This window comes from Planctomycetota bacterium (assembly GCA_021414025.1).
Taxonomy (GTDB): Bacteria; Planctomycetota; Phycisphaerae; order Phycisphaerales; family SM1A02; genus SYAC01.
Window position 1 is genome coordinate 286,768 of record JAIOPG010000006.1, and the last position, 16,218, is coordinate 302,985.

At 64.4% G+C, this 16,218-nt stretch carries 9 protein-coding genes; 3 read left to right on the top strand and 6 right to left on the bottom strand.

The window, feature by feature from the left end:
• Positions 1–53: 53 nt before the first annotated feature.
• Entirely contained in the window at positions 54–1,043 is a 990-nt protein-coding gene (locus tag K8R92_08885) for a metallophosphoesterase (GenBank protein ID MCE9620013.1), read from the bottom strand.
• 24 nt (positions 1,044–1,067) lie between these two features.
• A complete protein-coding gene (gene uraH / locus K8R92_08890) occupies positions 1,068–1,406 on the bottom strand; it encodes a hydroxyisourate hydrolase (protein MCE9620014.1) in 339 nt (112 codons plus the stop codon).
• Positions 1,407–1,495: 89 nt separating this feature from the next.
• On the opposite strand from uraH, the gene K8R92_08895 reads away from it, so the two are divergent.
• Together K8R92_08895 and K8R92_08900 are read left to right on the top strand one after the other, a co-directional pair.
• Positions 1,496–6,274 carry a serine hydrolase gene (locus tag K8R92_08895; GenBank protein ID MCE9620015.1) on the top strand — a complete coding sequence of 1,593 codons (4,779 nt, stop codon included), beginning with the start codon at positions 1,496–1,498 and terminating at the stop codon, positions 6,272–6,274.
• A 15-nt stretch (positions 6,275–6,289) separates the two neighbouring features.
• Entirely contained in the window at positions 6,290–6,769 is a 480-nt protein-coding gene (locus K8R92_08900; GenBank protein MCE9620016.1) for a nucleoside deaminase, read from the top strand.
• 9 nt (positions 6,770–6,778) lie between these two features.
• On the opposite strand, the gene K8R92_08905 is transcribed toward K8R92_08900, so the two are convergent.
• Entirely contained in the window at positions 6,779–8,512 is a 1,734-nt protein-coding gene (locus K8R92_08905) for a tetratricopeptide repeat protein (GenBank protein MCE9620017.1), read from the bottom strand.
• A 72-nt stretch (positions 8,513–8,584) separates the two neighbouring features.
• Between K8R92_08905 and K8R92_08910 the strand changes: the two genes are divergently transcribed.
• Entirely contained in the window at positions 8,585–10,519 is a 1,935-nt protein-coding gene (locus tag K8R92_08910; protein MCE9620018.1) for a hypothetical protein, read from the top strand.
• On the opposite strand, the gene K8R92_08915 is transcribed toward K8R92_08910, so the two are convergent.
• The 3 genes from K8R92_08915 to K8R92_08925 are packed head-to-tail and all read right to left on the bottom strand — an operon-like array spanning position 10,498 to position 16,192.
• Complete coding sequence (locus K8R92_08915; GenBank protein ID MCE9620019.1) at positions 10,498–12,474, bottom strand: tetratricopeptide repeat protein; 1,977 nt, start codon at positions 12,472–12,474, stop codon at positions 10,498–10,500. The two genes, K8R92_08910 and K8R92_08915, sit on opposite strands and share 22 nt — an antisense overlap.
• Positions 12,471–14,279, bottom strand: coding sequence for a tetratricopeptide repeat protein (locus K8R92_08920; GenBank protein ID MCE9620020.1), 1,809 nt, complete (start codon positions 14,277–14,279; stop codon positions 12,471–12,473). The genes K8R92_08915 and K8R92_08920 overlap by 4 nt, the downstream gene beginning before the upstream one ends.
• Entirely contained in the window at positions 14,276–16,192 is a 1,917-nt protein-coding gene (locus tag K8R92_08925) for a tetratricopeptide repeat protein (GenBank protein ID MCE9620021.1), read from the bottom strand. The genes K8R92_08920 and K8R92_08925 overlap by 4 nt, the downstream gene beginning before the upstream one ends.
• Between the last annotated feature and the right edge of the window lie 26 nt (positions 16,193–16,218).

The window sequence follows — 16,218 nt, forward strand, 5'->3', positions numbered from 1 at the left end:
CCGACCACATGCGCGGACGGAGTCACGATCGACACCGGAAGGCGCGGCCGGCCTCAGGCATGTTCGGCCTTCCATCCGTAGGTCTTGTACTCGTGCTCGAAGGATCCGTCGCTGTAGAGGTCGATCACGCCGAAGCCCTCGCTCACTCCCTGCAGCGGGCCCTTCCACCAGTTGGCGCTGACGGCGCCGTCGCAGATGTAGGTGACCCCGTCGGTGGAGCAGCGATCCAGCAGATGCATGTGGCCGGAGAGGCAGAGCTTGACGCCGTTGGCCGCGAAGAGCTTGTGCAGCGCGGCGCAGTCGGAGTGCATGGCCGACGCCGAAAGGGGATAGTCGGTGCCGCGAGCCTCCTGCGGGCGCGCCTTGCCGTAGGTGATCGGCGTCAGGCTCATGATGGGAATGTGCGAAACCACCAGCACGGGGCTCCCGGCGGGGCGCCCCTTCAGGTCCTTTACGAGCCACTCGGTCTGCTCGTCATCGCAGAAGGCGGTGTAGCTGCCTTCTCCCTGGGGCTGGACGCTGTCGAGCATGACGAAGTGCCATCCGCCCTGATCGAAGGAGTAGAAGCGGTTGGGCAGGCCATACATCTCGGCGGCGTACTTCTTGCCCCAGTCCGACTCGGCGCCGGTGGTGCCGCTGCTCTTTTTGTTCCAGCCGAAGATGTCGTGGTTGCCGATCGTGTGCCGCGCGGGAATGCCGCACTCCTTCGCGAAGGTCGACGTGAACATCTTCTTCAGGTCGCTGGCGCGAGCGGCCTTGGCCTCGAAGACATCCATCACGCCGTCGCCGCCGGTCAGGATCAGGTCGGGCTTGGCTTCAAGCGACTGCGTCTGATGAAGACACTGAGCCACACCGCGGTCGGCGCCGAGCTCGGGCTGGATGTGCATGTCGGTCAGATGCGCCACGCGGAGCGATTTCTTGCGCGGGGAGGGCGGCGCTGGAACGGGCGGTGCCTGCCCGGACAGGGAGCGGAAACCCATCGCGGGCATGACGGCGGCCAGTGCGGTGGTGGCGAGGAAGGATCGGCGGTTGAGGGGACGCATGCCCAAAGGGTAACGCGGCCCCGCTCAACTTCCGCGGTAGGTCGAATAGCCGAAGGGGCTCAGCAGCAGCGGCACATGGTGGTGCCGGGCCGCGTCGGTCACGCGAAATTCGATCGCGACCGTTGGGAAAAAGGTCTCGATGTTCTTCTCGGCGAACCACGCGCCGGTGGCGAAGGTCATCCGGTAGATCCCAGCGTTGAGCTTGCCGCCGCTGAGGAAGTTGCGCACGCGCCCATCGTCGTCGGTGCGTGCCGATTGAAGGTCGGCCCAGGTCTCGCCCTTGAGGATCTGGCAGTGCACCAGGACGCCCGCCGCGGGCAGCCCGCTGGCGGTGTTCAAGACATGCGTGGAGAGTCCGTGCATCGCGGCCTGGGTCACGGAGTCAGGCTAAATCAGATCAACGCTTCGGTCAACGATCCGGCGCGTCGCGGCGTGACGGGTATCTTGCGGCGGTGAGCGGCCGCAGCGACAACGAATCATCCGGGATTCCTCAGTACCGCGACTTCATCTCGGCTCGCCTGATCGAGCATCTCGCGCCGCACATGAAGCCGGTGGAGGGAGTTCCCGATCTGCGGCAGGTGGGAACCACCGGCGGCCTGGAAAATCCGCAATCGCTGCAGTTTCTGTGCGAGCTCTACGAGCAGGTCAGGGGTGAGCTGGGCGCCGTGCTGCGGCAGCGCGGCATCGATCGCGACTTCATCGACCAGCGGACGCGAGCCTGCTTCGAGCTCAACCGCAGGCTGGGAATCGATTTTCGTGACTCGGACTATCACACGCTCCTGGGCCAGGAGGATGGCCAGGGGCGCATCGTGGCCGGGCCGAGGAACAATCTCTATTGCCGTGCGGGCGGCGGCGCGGCGATCGCGGAGATTCCGGAGTTCCTGCGCGGCCACCATGTCACGCTCTTCGGTCCGCCGGACGACGCCAAGCTCTCCATCAACGCGATGAATGCCTTCCACCGCAGGCTGGAGGGGGAGCCCGCGATCGTCGAGGAATTGCTCAGGAGTTTCACGGGCTCCGCGAAGTGGGGGGCCGACGACGAGGATTCCAAGACGCCGCTGCGCCGCGACCTTGTCCGCGCCGGGGAAAATCTCACCGGATGCCTGAAGGGAAGCATCTCATACAAGGATGATCGCACCGGCAAGAACTATGCGCTGGAGCCAGAGCATCGGTCGCTGCCGATCAAGCGCTTCCCCGGATTGGCGCTGCCCTGCCCCTTCCTGTTTCACAATGGCAATCCACTGCCGCTGCATCTCTACGACTTCGCGCTGCATCTCTTCGCCAACTGGAGCGACCCAAAGGCGCTGGTCTTCTATGTGCCCAAGCTGGAGAACGAGGAGGAGGCCGCCTACATCCGGCACATGCTGGAGCAGGCGGAGCGGCTGATCCAGCGGCGGCATCCCGAGTACAAGCCGGGAACCATCCGGCTGATGATCGTGCTGGAGAATCCCCGCGCCGTCTTCCGCGTGAACGAGATCATGGACGCGTTGCATCCCTACTTCGCCGGCGCCTCGCTGGGCTGGCACGACTACCTCGCCTCCACGGCGCGGCTCATGAAGGAGGACGCCAACTACCGGATTCCGGTGAAGGCCGATCCGAACATCGTCATCAAGCACATCAAGGCGTCCCACGATCTGCTGGCCGAGGTCGTCGGCTCGCGCGGCGGCATCAAGGTGGGGGGGATGTACGGCGTGCTGCCCTCCGACAACGACCTCACGAGCGATTCGTTTCAGGTTGCGATCCGCGGCTTCATCAAGGATGTCGTGACGCAGATGAAGCGGAACCTCTCAGGATTCTGGGTCGCCCATCCGGATTTCGTGCGGCTGGGCCTGGCCCTGGTCGAGGCGTGGACGAAGTCGACGCCCGCGGATCTCTCGCCGATCGACAGCCTGGTGAAGTCGCTTCTGCTGCCCAAGCATCACGAAGAAATGCTCAAGTTCATCCATGGGCCGGACGTGCTCGGGCTCGATCCTGAGGATCCGCTTTATCCGCGGGCCCTGCTGGTGGCGGAGATGAAGGCCTCGGATTTCGTGGCCAACAATGATCCCGGCGAGATCCGCTACAACATTTTTCAGTCGCTGCAGTATGTGACGGACTGGCTCTGCGGCAATGGATGCGTGGCGCTGCCGGCGACGATCGACGGCGTTCCAGTGCGGGTGATGGACGACCTGGCCACTGCCGAACGCTCGCGCTGGGAGGTCTGGCACGAGCTGCATCATGGGCGATTCGCCCTGGAGGATTTCGTTCGCATCGCCCACGAGGAGATGCGCTTCATCCGCAAGGACCTCTCCGACAGCCGCAAAATCGTGCAGGTGAAGTGGAATGAGCGCACCCAGAAGTGGTACCCGGTGGCCATGAACCTGATGCTGCTGCTGATGTCCGCCGAGACGCCAGTCGAGTTCGCCACCGAGCTGCTGCTGCCCTTCACCTTGGATTCCATCCGCGACCAGGATGATCCCTGGCATGCCGCGGCCGGGATCGATCCGGAGAAGTACGCGCTGTCCGAGTTTGTCGCCCGCTGCCACGCCTTTTTCTCGATGTGCGGCTGCGGCGCGTTCGCGACGGCCATGGCACGGCATCCGGTGACGGACCTGCGCGAGGCCGAGCGATTGATCATGGGATTTGATCAGGCGCAGATCAACGAGGCCGCAGGCTTTCACGGCGACATCGGCGAGGGCAGGGCGACGCTCGACGCCACGGCGGCGAAGGAGCAAGCGGGGGTTTCCGCTGGTGACGCGAATATCCTGGAGCAATTGCGGCTTCTGGGGCGGCAGTACCGGGAAAAGTTCAAGTTCAAGTTCCTGATTTCGGCGGCGGGAAAATCCGGGGCGGAATTGCTGGCGGCGCTTCAAGGCCGACTCGACAATTCGGCCGAGAAGGAATTGCACAACGCGCGTGAGGCCTTGTGGCAGATCACTCGGAAGCGACTGCTCGCCCAGCCGATCGACGACGCCCATCACCAGATCCAGGAGGCGCTTAAGAGCCATGAAGTGCGCGGGGCGGCGATCTGCCTCATATCGCCGAGCGGCCATCTTCAGGCGCTCGAATGCGGCGAACGCTCGGCGGGAGAGCCGGTCACGCCGCACACGCTCTTTGAAATTGCCTCGCTGAGCAAGAGCGTCGCCGCGAGTTTCGCCATCGAGCATTTCCGCAAGGCCGGCATTCCGCTGACGACGCCGGTCAATCCGCTGCTTGCCCAGACCAAGTCGCGCTTCCGCATTCGCTCGCTCGATCCGCGCCATCTGGAGCGGGGGGACCAGGTCACCCTGGCGCATCTGATGAACCACCAGGCGCTGAACCTGCACTACGTCAACGGCATCCCGGCAAACCAGCCGATGCCGGCGTTGACCGACCTGCTTTCAGGCAACGAGAAGTTCGGCTATGAGCCGGTCGGTGCGGTCCACGAGCCGGGAAGCAAGTTTCAATATTCGGGCGGCGGTTTCCTGGTGCTGGAGCACCTGATCCAGAGTCGCGAGGGCAAGAGCATTCCGTCAATCACCGATCCCTTCCTGGCGGAACTGGGGATGGTCGGCGCGACTTTCGAGCAGACCACGCTGCCCATGCGCGAATACGCCACGGGCTACACCGATGAGGGACGCGCCATCGAGGGCGCGCGCAAGATGTTCCCGGCCTTCGCCGCGGGCGCGATGGCCACCGTGTCCGATGTCGGAAAATTCCTCCAGGCGCTGACGCTTGCATTCCATGATCTTCGCGGGGCCGGGCCGATCTCCCATGACACCGCGGTCCAGATGCTCTTCGGCTCGGACAAGGGCAGCCGGGAGTTCATGGGGTGCGACATGGGCCTGGGCATCTTCACCGCCGAGGCCGGTCCGAACCGGCTCTGCATTCACCAAGGCGCCAACGACGGCTTCCGCGCCCTGTTCATCCACTGCTTCGCGGGCCCGGACCGCGGCAAGGGCTTCGTCATCGCCTGCAACGGCGAGCACAACGGCGTGCTCTTCATCTCGGAGGCGGCGCAGATCCTGCTGCGGCAGTTCAACCTTCACGGCGTCGACGTTGAGCGGTTCAAGTCGGATGTCGCTGTGGACCATCTTCCCCAGGCGGAACGGGTGAACGCCGGATATCGAGAGCTGATCTTCTCTGCGTTCCAGCCCGACCTGCCGGAGGCCATCGAGGAGCATGGACCGCGCGATCCGCTGGCGGAGTGCAACCTCGCCGTCGGCGCCAGCGTGATCGAGGCTTCCAATCAGCGCTTCGCCCGGGCCGAGAATCTGCTCTCGCCTTTCCAACCCGCATTTGATCCCCAACTCTTCGGCAGGCAGGGCAAGATCATGGACAGCTGGGAGAGCGTCCGTCACAACCGCAGCGAGTGCGACTGGATGATCTTCGAGATGAAGTCGCCCGCAGCGATCGACTGCGCCGCGGTGTCCACCCAGTTCCACCAGGGCAACCACGCCCAGGCCATTCGCATCGAGGGATGGGACGCGGTGGTGCAGCAGTGGCGCGAGATCGTGCCGCGCACGCCGCTGTCAGGGCACACTTTTCATGCAATGGATGCCTCTTCGAAGGGATTTCCATTTCAGCGCATCAGGGTCTCCATCTTTCCCGATGGCGGCGTGACCCGGCTTGCTCTGTACGGATCGAACCTGCCCGCCGACGAGAGGAAAAAAGTGTTCGCGCGGTCGCAGCAGGCCTATCCCGCCTTCGACGCCCAGACCCGCAAGCCGCTGACGCCGAAGTACGTCGCCGCGGACGCACGGATCCAGAAGAATCTGGAACGGCATGCGCCCGGAGAGATGGACCTGGCCTGCAGCGCCTTCGGCGGCCGGATCATCTCCGCCACCAACGAGCACTATGGCCCCGCGGCGCAGGTGATCTCGCCCTATCCGCCGCTGAACATGTTCGACGGCCTCGAGTCCGCGCGAAGCCGCGAGCCCGGCCACTCCGAGGAGATCGTCATCGAGCTCGGCCGGGCGGCGGTCGTCGGCCGCGTTGAGGTCGATTTCGCCTACTTCGTGAACAACAACCCCCTCGAACTCGCGGTGCACGGGCTGTGCGGCGGGGAATGGGTCGAGCTGGTCGCACGGACCGGCGTCAAGGCCTATGCAGGCAACGCCGTTCGCTTCGAGGTCGCCACCGCAGGACTGTGCCGCCAGATCCGCGTGACCGCCTATCCCGACGGCGGAATGAACCGGGTGCGCGTCTTTGCGGCGAAGGGACTAGAGTGCGCCGATCGCGGCGCAGCGGGCGCCCTCCGATCGGCGCCCTGAACGGAAGCAGCAACCATGAATCAAGAGCAACACCAACAATTCATGCGCCGGGCGATCGCCCTCGCAAGGCAGAACATCTCCGAGCGCAACGGCGGACCCTTCGGCGCCGTGGTCGTGAAGGATGGCAAGATCATCGGCGAGGGATGGAACAAGGTCACTGAGCGCAACGACCCAACGGCCCACGCCGAGATGGAGGCCATCCGCGCCGCCTGCGCTGCTCTGCGCACCTTCGACCTCTCCGGCGCCATCATCTACACCAGCTGCGAGCCCTGTCCCATGTGCCTCTCCGCGATCTACTGGGCGCGGCTGGACAAGATCTACTTCGCCAACACCCGGCAGGACGCCGCCGACATCCAGTTCGACGACGACTTCATCTACCAGGAGATCGCCAAGGACCATGACCAGCGCGGCATTCACATGACGCAGATCCTGCGCGACGAGGCCCTGCCGATCTTCACCGACTGGCAGAAGAAGAGCGCCAAGATCCGCTATTGAGCCGGCCGGTCAGCGGCGGATCGATGCCGCGTGCTCGCTCCACATCGATCGAAACGCCTCCTCGAGGTGGCGCGTGAAGCGGGGGACATCCATCAGCGGCGACGCGATCATCCGGTCGCGCATTCCAGAGCGGAGCGCGGCCAGTCGCGGCGCGTCGTTGGCCAGCGCGACAGCGAGGCCGACATAGTCGTCCCCGTCCTTGGCGACCAGTTCCTGAAGTCCGAGGTTGCCCATCTGGCTCACTCCCACGCGCCCCGCGTGGTTGCAGCCGGCGAGCACCACCACGGGCACGCCCATCCAGAGCGCGTCGAGGGTGGTGGTGGTCCCGTTGTAGGGGAAGGGGTCCAGGCCGATGTCGACCGCGTTGTAGCGCTGCATGTGCTCGAACTGCCCGAGATCCTTGCCGAGAATGTCCAATCGCTCGGGCGAAACACTGTGGGCGGCGAATTGACCGCGGAGCAGCTCCGTCATGTACGCCGAATCGAGGCCCTGGTATTTCAGGATCAACCGCGAGCCCGCGACCTGGCCGAGAATCTTCGACCACACGGCGACGACCTCCGGCGTGATCTTCATCGCATTGTTGAAGGAACCGAATGTGATGTGGCCGGTCTTGACCGAGGGCGGCGGCGCCACGGGCGGGCAGGGGGTCGGCGCCTGGAAGCAGGAAAAACATTCCGGCAATCGCACCAGCTTCTCGGTGTGAAAGACCTCGCTCGCTCCAACCGGATCGGCCAGCGCATCGGTGATGCGATAGTCCATGGACGCGAGCCCGGTGGTGTTGGGATAGCCGAGCCAGGTCACCTGCACCGGCGCCGGCATTCGCGCGAAGACCGTCAGGCGGTTGAGCGGCGTGTGTCCCGCCAGATCGACCAGGATGTCGATGGCATCAGCCTGGATCCGGCCGGCGACCTCGTCGTCGGAAAGGTTCGCGACCAGTCGCCAGTGATCCGCCTTGCTTCGGATCCGCTGGGTGACATCGTCGGCGATCAGGTTGTTGGAGTAGCAGAAGACTTCGAACCGCTTCTTGTCGTGAGCGGCGAGCACGGGCTCGATGAAATGCGCCACCGAGTGCTGCTTGAAGTCCGGCGAGAGGTAGCCGATGCGAAGCCTGCGATCGTTCGCCTCGCCGCCCGCGGGAGCAGACCGCGGCGCGAGCCGGATCGAAGGCGATTCGAAGAGCTCCCCGAACTTCCTGTGCGCCGCAAAGATTGCCGCGAGGTCAGGCCGCGGCAGGTAGTTCAAGGCGCAGAGATAGAGGTCGCGCAGAATCGACGAGTCGGGGCAGGCCGCCATGCCGCGCTCGAACTGCTCGAGCGCCTCCGTCAGTTTGCCCTGCTGATGCAGTGCGTTGCCCAGGTTGCAGTGCGCCTGCGGCTGACGCGGATCGATCTCCAGCGCGCGCCGGTAGGCCTCGATCGCCTGGGGCAGCTCCCCCAGCGTCTGATGGACCTTGCCCAGGTTGAAGATGAAGTTCACCTCGCGGGGATGGCGCTCCACGGCCTTGCGCATGAGGGTCACGGCCTCCGAGTTCCGGCCGGTCTGATGCCTCAGCACGCCCAGATAGGAGAGGGCGCGGCCGTTGCCCGGCTCGACGTCGAGGACGCGCACGTAGAGATGCTCCGCGATTTTAAGCTCGCCCCGCGCATGGTGCTGCTGCGCCATCGCGATTGCCTCCGCCACGGTCACGCGCTGCGACGGCCCGTCGCCGATCCGGACGAGGCCTGGAGGACGAGGCTTGGGCATGGATCGAATCCTATCGCAATGAACGGCGGGTTCCTGCCAGGCGCATTGAAATCTGACCTAAGATCCCTCTCCATGACCACGGGCACGCCGGGCAGCGCAGCGACGAATCCACTCATCCGATTGCACATCGGCGGGCGCGAGGCGCGCGAGGGGTGGACGCTGATGAATGCGCAGCCGGGACCGGGCGTGGATGTGGTGGGCAATGGCCGCGACCTCTCCATGTTCGCCACCGGCACGGTGGTCGAGATCTACGCGCCCTACGTCTATCAGCGGTTTGGATTCCGGCGCGAGCTGGCGGCGGCCTTGAAGGAGGCCTTTCGCGTGCTGATTCCCGGCGGCGTGCTGCGGGTCTCCGTGCCGAATCTCGAAACCATTGCCAAGCTCTTCTTGGAGCCGAAGGTTCCCTACGAGGACAAATTCCATCTGCTCACGCTGGTCTACGGCGAGCAGGCCAACGAGTCCGACGCGCATCGGACCGCATTTTCCCACATGTTTCTGAGCGACTGGCTTTCCAATGGGGGCTTCAAGGACATCGCCGCGGTGGAATCATTCGGCCTCTTTCCCGACCATTCCAATCTCAAGTACGGGCCGGTTCCCCTGAGCCTGAACATGATCGCCACCAAGAAGTCCAACGCGATGGAGCTGAACAACGAGGCCAACAAGCGGCACACGCAGGGGCAGATCCAGGAGGCTTTGGACCTCTACGAGTTGGCGATGCTGCTCGCCCCCGACAAGGCCATGATCCACAGCAACTTTCTCATGGTCCTGAACTACATGCCCAGCCCGGACATGGCGGCGATCTTCGCGGCGCACCGGGCATTCGGCGAGCTTCATGAAAGCGGAAGATTGAAGCCCGCGGTGATCGGGCCCGGCGCTCCGCGAGGCGGCGCCTCGACCGGCGGAGAAGCGAAAATTCGCGTCGGCTATGTCTCAAGCGATTTCCGCGAGCACGCCGTGGCGCACTTCATCGAGCCCGTGCTTGCGGCGCATGACCGGAGCACGTTTGAGCTCTTCGCCTACTACCACCACACCGCCGTCGACGACGTGACCCGCCGCCTCCAGACGCTGGTGCCCAACTGGCGAAGCCTGGTTGGAAAATCCGACGACGAGATCGCCAAGATGGTGCGCGACGATCACATCGACATCCTGGTGGATCTCGCCGGCCATGCCGGACTGAATCGCCTTCCCGTGTTCGCCCGCAAGCCGGCGCCGGTGCAGGTGACCTGGCTGGGCTATCCCAACACCACCGGCCTGACCGCGATGGACTACCGCATCACCGATGCCTTCGCGGATCCGCCGGGCATGACCGAGGCGTTCCACACCGAGAAGCTGGTGCGCCTGCCCGGGAGTTTCTCCTGCTACCGGGGGCCGGAGAAGTGTCCGGAGGTTGGACCGCTGCCCAGGCTCAAGAGCGGACAGATCACCTTTGGTTCCTTCAACATCTTCGCCAAGATCACGCCCGAAGTCATCGCGGTGTGGGCGCGGATCCTCAAGCGGCTGCCCACCGCCAAACTTTTTTTGAAGTACCGCGATCTGGACACGCCCACCATGACGCAGTCGATCCTGGGCAACTTCAGGCGCCACGGCGTCGATGCTGCGCAGCTGCGGATCATGGGCGACGATCCCTCGCACTTCACGCACATGGAGCGCTACAACTCCGTCGACATCGGGCTGGATCCCTTTCCTTACAACGGCACCACCACCACCTGCGATGCGCTCTGGATGGGCGTGCCCGTGGTCACCCTTGCGGGCGTCAGCCATGTGGGACGCGTTGGCGTAAGTCAATTGAGCAACATCGGCCTGCCGGAACTGATCGCCAAGAGCAAGGACGACTATGTGGAGATCGCGGTGCGGCTTGCGGGCGACGTGCCGCGACTGACGGAGCTCCGCGCCGGCCTGCGTCCGCGCATGCTCGCCTCGCCCCTCTCGGACATTCCACGGTTCACGAAAAATCTTGAGGCGGCCTACCTTGAAATGTGGAAGGCCTATCGCGGCAAGGCTTCCTGATGCTCCCGCACCATCGTCTGGTAGGCCACTTCGAGATGGCGCGTGAAGCGCGTCACATCCATCAATGGTGAGGCCTGCATCCGGGCGCGAAGTCCCGCTCGCAGCGACTCGAGCTTTTTGAGATTGCCCGCCAGGTCCGCGGCAATCCTTATGTAATCCTCCTCATCCTTGGCGATCAGTTCGGAGAGCCCGAGATTGCTGAGCTGACTCACCCCCACGCGCCCCACATGGCTGACGCCGGCGAGGGTGACAACGGGCACGCCCATCCAGAGCGCATCGCAGGTGGTGGTGGTGCCGTTGTAGGGAAAGGGATCCAGCCCGATGTCGACGGAGTTGTAGCGCTCCATGTGCGCCGCGTGCGAGGCGTCGAGACCGAGGATCGCGACCCGCTTTGGATCCACCCCATGCTCCTTGAAGATGGAGCGGATCAGGGTGCGCATGGCGTCTGAGTCCAGCCCTTGGTACTTCAGCAGCAGCGTCGCGGTCGGCACGCGCTTCAGCAGTCGCGACCAGGTCGCCAGCACCTCCGGCGTCATCTTGGAGAGCATGTTGAAGGAGCCGAAGGTGATGTGACCGTTGCGCAGCGCGGGCAGCGGACCCACGTCGGGACTCTGCGCCGGAGCCTTGAAGCAGGAGAAGCAATCGGGCAGGCGCACCAGCTTCTCAGTGTGGAACGCCTCCGTCATGCCCGGCGGATCGGCGAAGGCATCGGTGATGCGGTAGTCCATGGCATTCAAGCCGGTGGTGTTGGGATAGCCCAGCCAGGTCACCTGCACCGGCGCCGGCTTGCGCGCGAACACCGGCAGCCGGTTCAGACCGGAATGACCGGCAAGGTCCACCAGGATGTCGATCCGATCGTCGCGCACCATCCGGGCGACTTCCTCGTCGCTCTTGTCATGGATGGGTCGCCAATTCGGCACCAGCGCCTGCAGGCGGCGCGTGACATCGTCCACCAGCGTGTGGTGGTAGTAGGCGAAGAGCTCGAACTTGCTCCGGTCATGCGCCGCAAGCACCGGCTCGATGAAGTGCGCCACCGAGTGTTGCCGGAAATCGGGCGAGAGGTAGCCGACGCGGATTTTCCGTGCCATGCCGAGTTCGCGGCCCGCGTCGCTGCCCGAACGCACCGGTGGTGTGAGCGAAGCGTCGGGGGGCATCGCGGAGGAGGCGATCGGCGATGAGCGCGGCGCCCGCTTCTCGTAGCCCGCGCCGATCTTGCGATGCTCCTCGAAGATCTCCGCCAGGTTGGGCCGGGCCAAAAAGTTGAGGACATAGAGATAGTTGCTGTGGATGAGCGACTCCTCCGGGCTCACCTCCAGCGCCATCTTGAAGCACTCGATCGCATCGTGAAGCTTGCCCTGCCGGTGCAGGACGGATCCCAGGTTGGTCAGCGCAGTGGTGGACTTGTGGCGCGGCTGAAGGGCGATGGACTTTCGGAAGCTCTCCGCGGCCTCCTCCAATTGGTTGAGATTCATCAGGGCCACGCCGATGTTGTAGAAGGATTCGCCCGAGGGACGGAGCTTGTGGGCCTGGCGGAACGCGGCCAGTGCCTCCGGCATCTGCCGCCGCTCGTCGTGGACCTTGGCCAGATTGTCGTGGTAGTGGAAGACCTCCGGGTGGCGCGCGGCGGTGAGCTTCATCAGCTCCAGGCCTTCGTCGCTGCGGCCGGTCTGGTGCAGCAGCACGCCGTAGTAGAAGCGCGCCTGGTCGAACTCCGGGTCGGACTCCAGGATCAGGCGGAAGAGCTCGCCCGCGGTGCGGAGATCGCCGGCCATGTGAAATCTCTGGGCGATGGCCGTGGCATCGGCGAGCGTGAATTGTTGGGCCGGTCGGCCGTCCATGGCCGGAAAATCCACGACCGGCCGCCGGCCCTTGGGCACCTCGGGCCGCAGGCAGCAGTTCTTGGCTTTGCGGCCGCTGCCGCAGGGGCAGGGATCGTTCCGGTTGACCGCGCTCACGTCGCCACCGCGCCCAGATGGTTCTTCCACATCGTCTGGTAGGCCTGCTCCAGATTCCGCGTGAAGCGCGGGATGTCCATGAGCGGAGAGGTCCGCAGCCGCTCGCGCAGCGAGGCGCGCAGGGCCGCGAGCTTCGGCAGGTCCCCTGCAAGGCGCGCCGCGATGTCGACGTATTCATCGAGGTCCTTGGCGATCATCTCCGGCAGACCGAGGTTGCTCATCTGGCTCACGCCGACGCGGCTCACGTGGTTGCGCCCGGCAAGCGTGACCACCGGCACGCCCATCCACAGGGAATCGCAGGTCGTGGTGGTGCCGTTGTAGGGAAAGGGATCGAGCCCGATGTCGATCCGGTTGTAGCAGTCGAAGTGCTCCATCGGCGAGATGTTCGGGCTCAGCAGCTCGATTTGTTCGGGAGTGGCGCCGCACTTGCACAGCGCCTCCATGGTGAACTTCTTCAGGCTCGGATTGTCCAGGCTGCGGTTCTTCAGCACCAGCCGCGAGCCGGGAACGCGCTTGAGGATCGCGATCCAGACCTTCATGACTTCGGGGGTGATCTTGGCGAAGTTGTTGAAGGAGCCGAAGGTGACGCGGCCATTCTTGAGTGCGGGCAGCGCACCGACATCGGGGCTCTGCGCCGGCGCCTTGAAGCAGGAGAAGCACTCGGGAAGGCGCAGCAGCTTCTCAGTGTGCAGCGCGTCGGCCTCGCCGGGCGGATCGGCGAAGGCGTCCGTGAGGCGGTAGTCCATGGTCGGCAAGCCGGTGGTGTTGGGGTAGCCGATCCATGTCGCCTGCACCGGCGCCGGCTTGCGCAGGAAAATCATCAGCCGGTTCAGCGCGGTATGGCCCGCGAGGTCGACCAGGATGTCGATGCGATCGTGCTGGATCATCTTCGCCGCGTCTTCGTCGGGGAGCGTGTCGATCATGCGCCAATTGGGCACCGAGGCCTGCATGCGCTTGGTGGCCTCGTCGACGCGCGGATTGTTGGAGTAGCAGAAGATCTCGAACTTCTCCCGGTCGTGCGCGGCCAGGATCGGCTCGATGAATTGGCCGACGGCGTGGCCGTAGAAGTCGGGCGAGACGTAGCCGACGCGAAGTTTGGAACCGGCTTCGGCACGGGCGCCGGCCGCCAGCGGATTCACGTAGAGCCTGGGCACGAAGCTGGCGAACTTGTCGCCGAACTTTTTGTGCTCCTGGAAGATCATCGGCAGGTCGGGATGGCCGAGGTAGTTCAGCGTCAGCAGGTAGTTGCTGTGCACGTAGGCGTTCTCGATGTCCATCGAGATCGCCGTGCGGTAGTTCTCCAGGGCCTCGTCCAGTTCGCCTTTGAGCGACAGCGCGATGCCGAGGTTGTTGCGGGGAATGGCCTGGGCATTGGGCGGCAGGCGCTTGATCGCCTCGCGGGCGAATTCAATCGCCTCGTCCAGCTGCCCGGCGTCGGCCAGTTGCTTGGCCAGCGAGCAGTGGGTGTGGCCGCTGGGCTCCAGTTCCACCGTTCTGCGGTAGCAGGCGATCGCTTCGGGATAGTTGTCGATCGACTCATAAATGAGTCCGAGGTTGTAGTGGTATTGGTAGACGTCGGGGTACTTTGCCACCGCCTGCTTCAGGAAAACGAAGGCTTCCGTGATCTTGTTGGTCTGGCAGAGCAGCATCCCCAGATAAAACATCGCTTCGCCGTGGTTGGGGTCGGTCTCGAGAATTTTTCGGTACTGACTCTCCGCCACGTCGTAGTTGCCCTGCGCGTGCAGGCGATGCGCCTCGGCGACCGCCGCGGCAAGGTTTGAATCGGGTGGGGGAGTGGAGTTCATGAGGCTTTGGAACCGGTGTGCATCTTCCACATTTCCTGGTAGGCCGTCTCGAGATTCCGGGTGAAGCGGGGGACGTCCATGAGCGGGGATGCGATCATGCGCTGGCGCAGGCCGGCGCGCAATGCGGTCAGTCGCGGCACATCCGCAGCCAGACGTGCGGCGATCTCGACATAGTCGTTCGGGTCCTTGCCGATCAGCTCCGGCAGACCGAGGTTGCTCATCTGGCTCACGCCCACACGGCCGACGTGACTGACGCCGGCGAGCACCACCATGGGCACGCCCATCCACAGCGCCTCAAAGGTCGTGGTGGTGCCGTTGTAGGGAAAGGGATCGAGCCCGATGTCGATCGTGTTGTATTGCTCCAGATGCGACGCATGCGGCCCGTCCTGGCCGCGCATTTCGATCGAGCCGGCCGCGACGCCATGCTTGGCGAAGATCGAAAGGATGAAGTTCTGGACTCCCGGCGCCGACATGCTCTTGTTCTTGAGGACCAGTCGGGAGCCGGGGACGCGCTTGAGGATCCTCGCCCACACCGCGATCACCTGCGGCGTGGTCTTGGCGAAATTGTTGAAGGAGCCGAAGGTCACATGTCCGTTCTTCAGCGCGGGCAACGGACCCACGTCGGGGCTCGCCGCCTGCGGCTGGAAGCAGGAGAAGCATTCCGGCATGCGCCAGAGTTTCTCGGTGTGGAGTTTGTCGGACTCGCCCGGCGGATCGGCGAAGCGGTCGGTGATCCGCCAGTCCATCGTGGTCAGGCCGGTGGTGTTGGGGTAGCCCAGCCAGGTCACCTGCACCGGCGCCGGCTTGAGGCCGAAGAGCAGCAGCCGTGAATTCTGGGTGTGTCCGGCCAGATCGACCAGCAGGTCGATGCCGTCGCGGCGGATGAGCTCGGCGACCTCCTCCTCCGACCGGTTGTGGATCAGCCGCCAGCTTGGGACAAGTCCCTTGATGCGCGTGGTGTAGTCGTCGACCTGCGCGTTGTTGGAGTAGCAGAAGACCTCGAACTTCTCCTTGTCGTGCGCCGCCAGAATCGGCTCGATGAAATAGGAGACCGAGTGCTGGCGAAAATCCGGCGAGACATAGCCGACGCGCAGCCGGCGCTTCGTGCCCGCGGCCCGGTCTTCCTGGACATCGCGCGGAGGCAGGGGGCGGTCGTAGAGCCTGCCGAACTGCCGGTGAGCTTCGAAGACTTTGGCAAGGTCCGGGTCGGCCAGGAAATTGAGCGTGTACAGGTAGTTGTTCCGCATGACCGAGTCGTCCGGCGTGATCGCCAGACCGGCCTCGATACTCTCGATCGCCTCTTTCAGCTTTCCTTGCTGCTGCAGGACGATGGCCAGATTGTTGTAGAGGTTGGCGCTCTGCTCGCGCGGCTGCCGCTGGATGGCCTGACGGCAGCATTCGGCGGCTTCGTCCAGCTCGCCGATCTGCATCAGCATGGTCCCCAGATGGTCCAGGGCCACGGGCCGCGGATCGATCGCCACAGCGCGGCGGTAGGAGGCGATGGCCTCGCTCATGTTTCCACTTTCGAAGCAGAAGTAGCCAAAGTTGAATTGGTAGAGGAAAACCTTGGGATGCTTGAGCGTGGCCCGCTTCATCAGCTCAAAGGCCTGCTGGGCCCTTCCCATCTGGTGGTTGAGCACTCCGAGAAAGAAAAGCGCGTCGCCGTGGTCCGGGTCAACCGCCAGAATGAGTTTGTAAATCTTTTCAGCGCCCGCCGTGTCGCCGTGCTGCTGCCGATCCTGTGCGATCCGCACGGCCTCCGAAAATGGAATCGGCTGCGACTGCAGACCGTCGGCCAGCGGCAGTGCGATCGTCCGCGCCTTGCCGGCGGATCCCCCGGGACCCTGGCAGCAGTTCTTGGCTTTCCGTCCGCTTCCGCAGGAACAGGGATCATTGCGACCGACGGTGCTCATGTCGTGAAAAGTCTCGTGGGAAACAG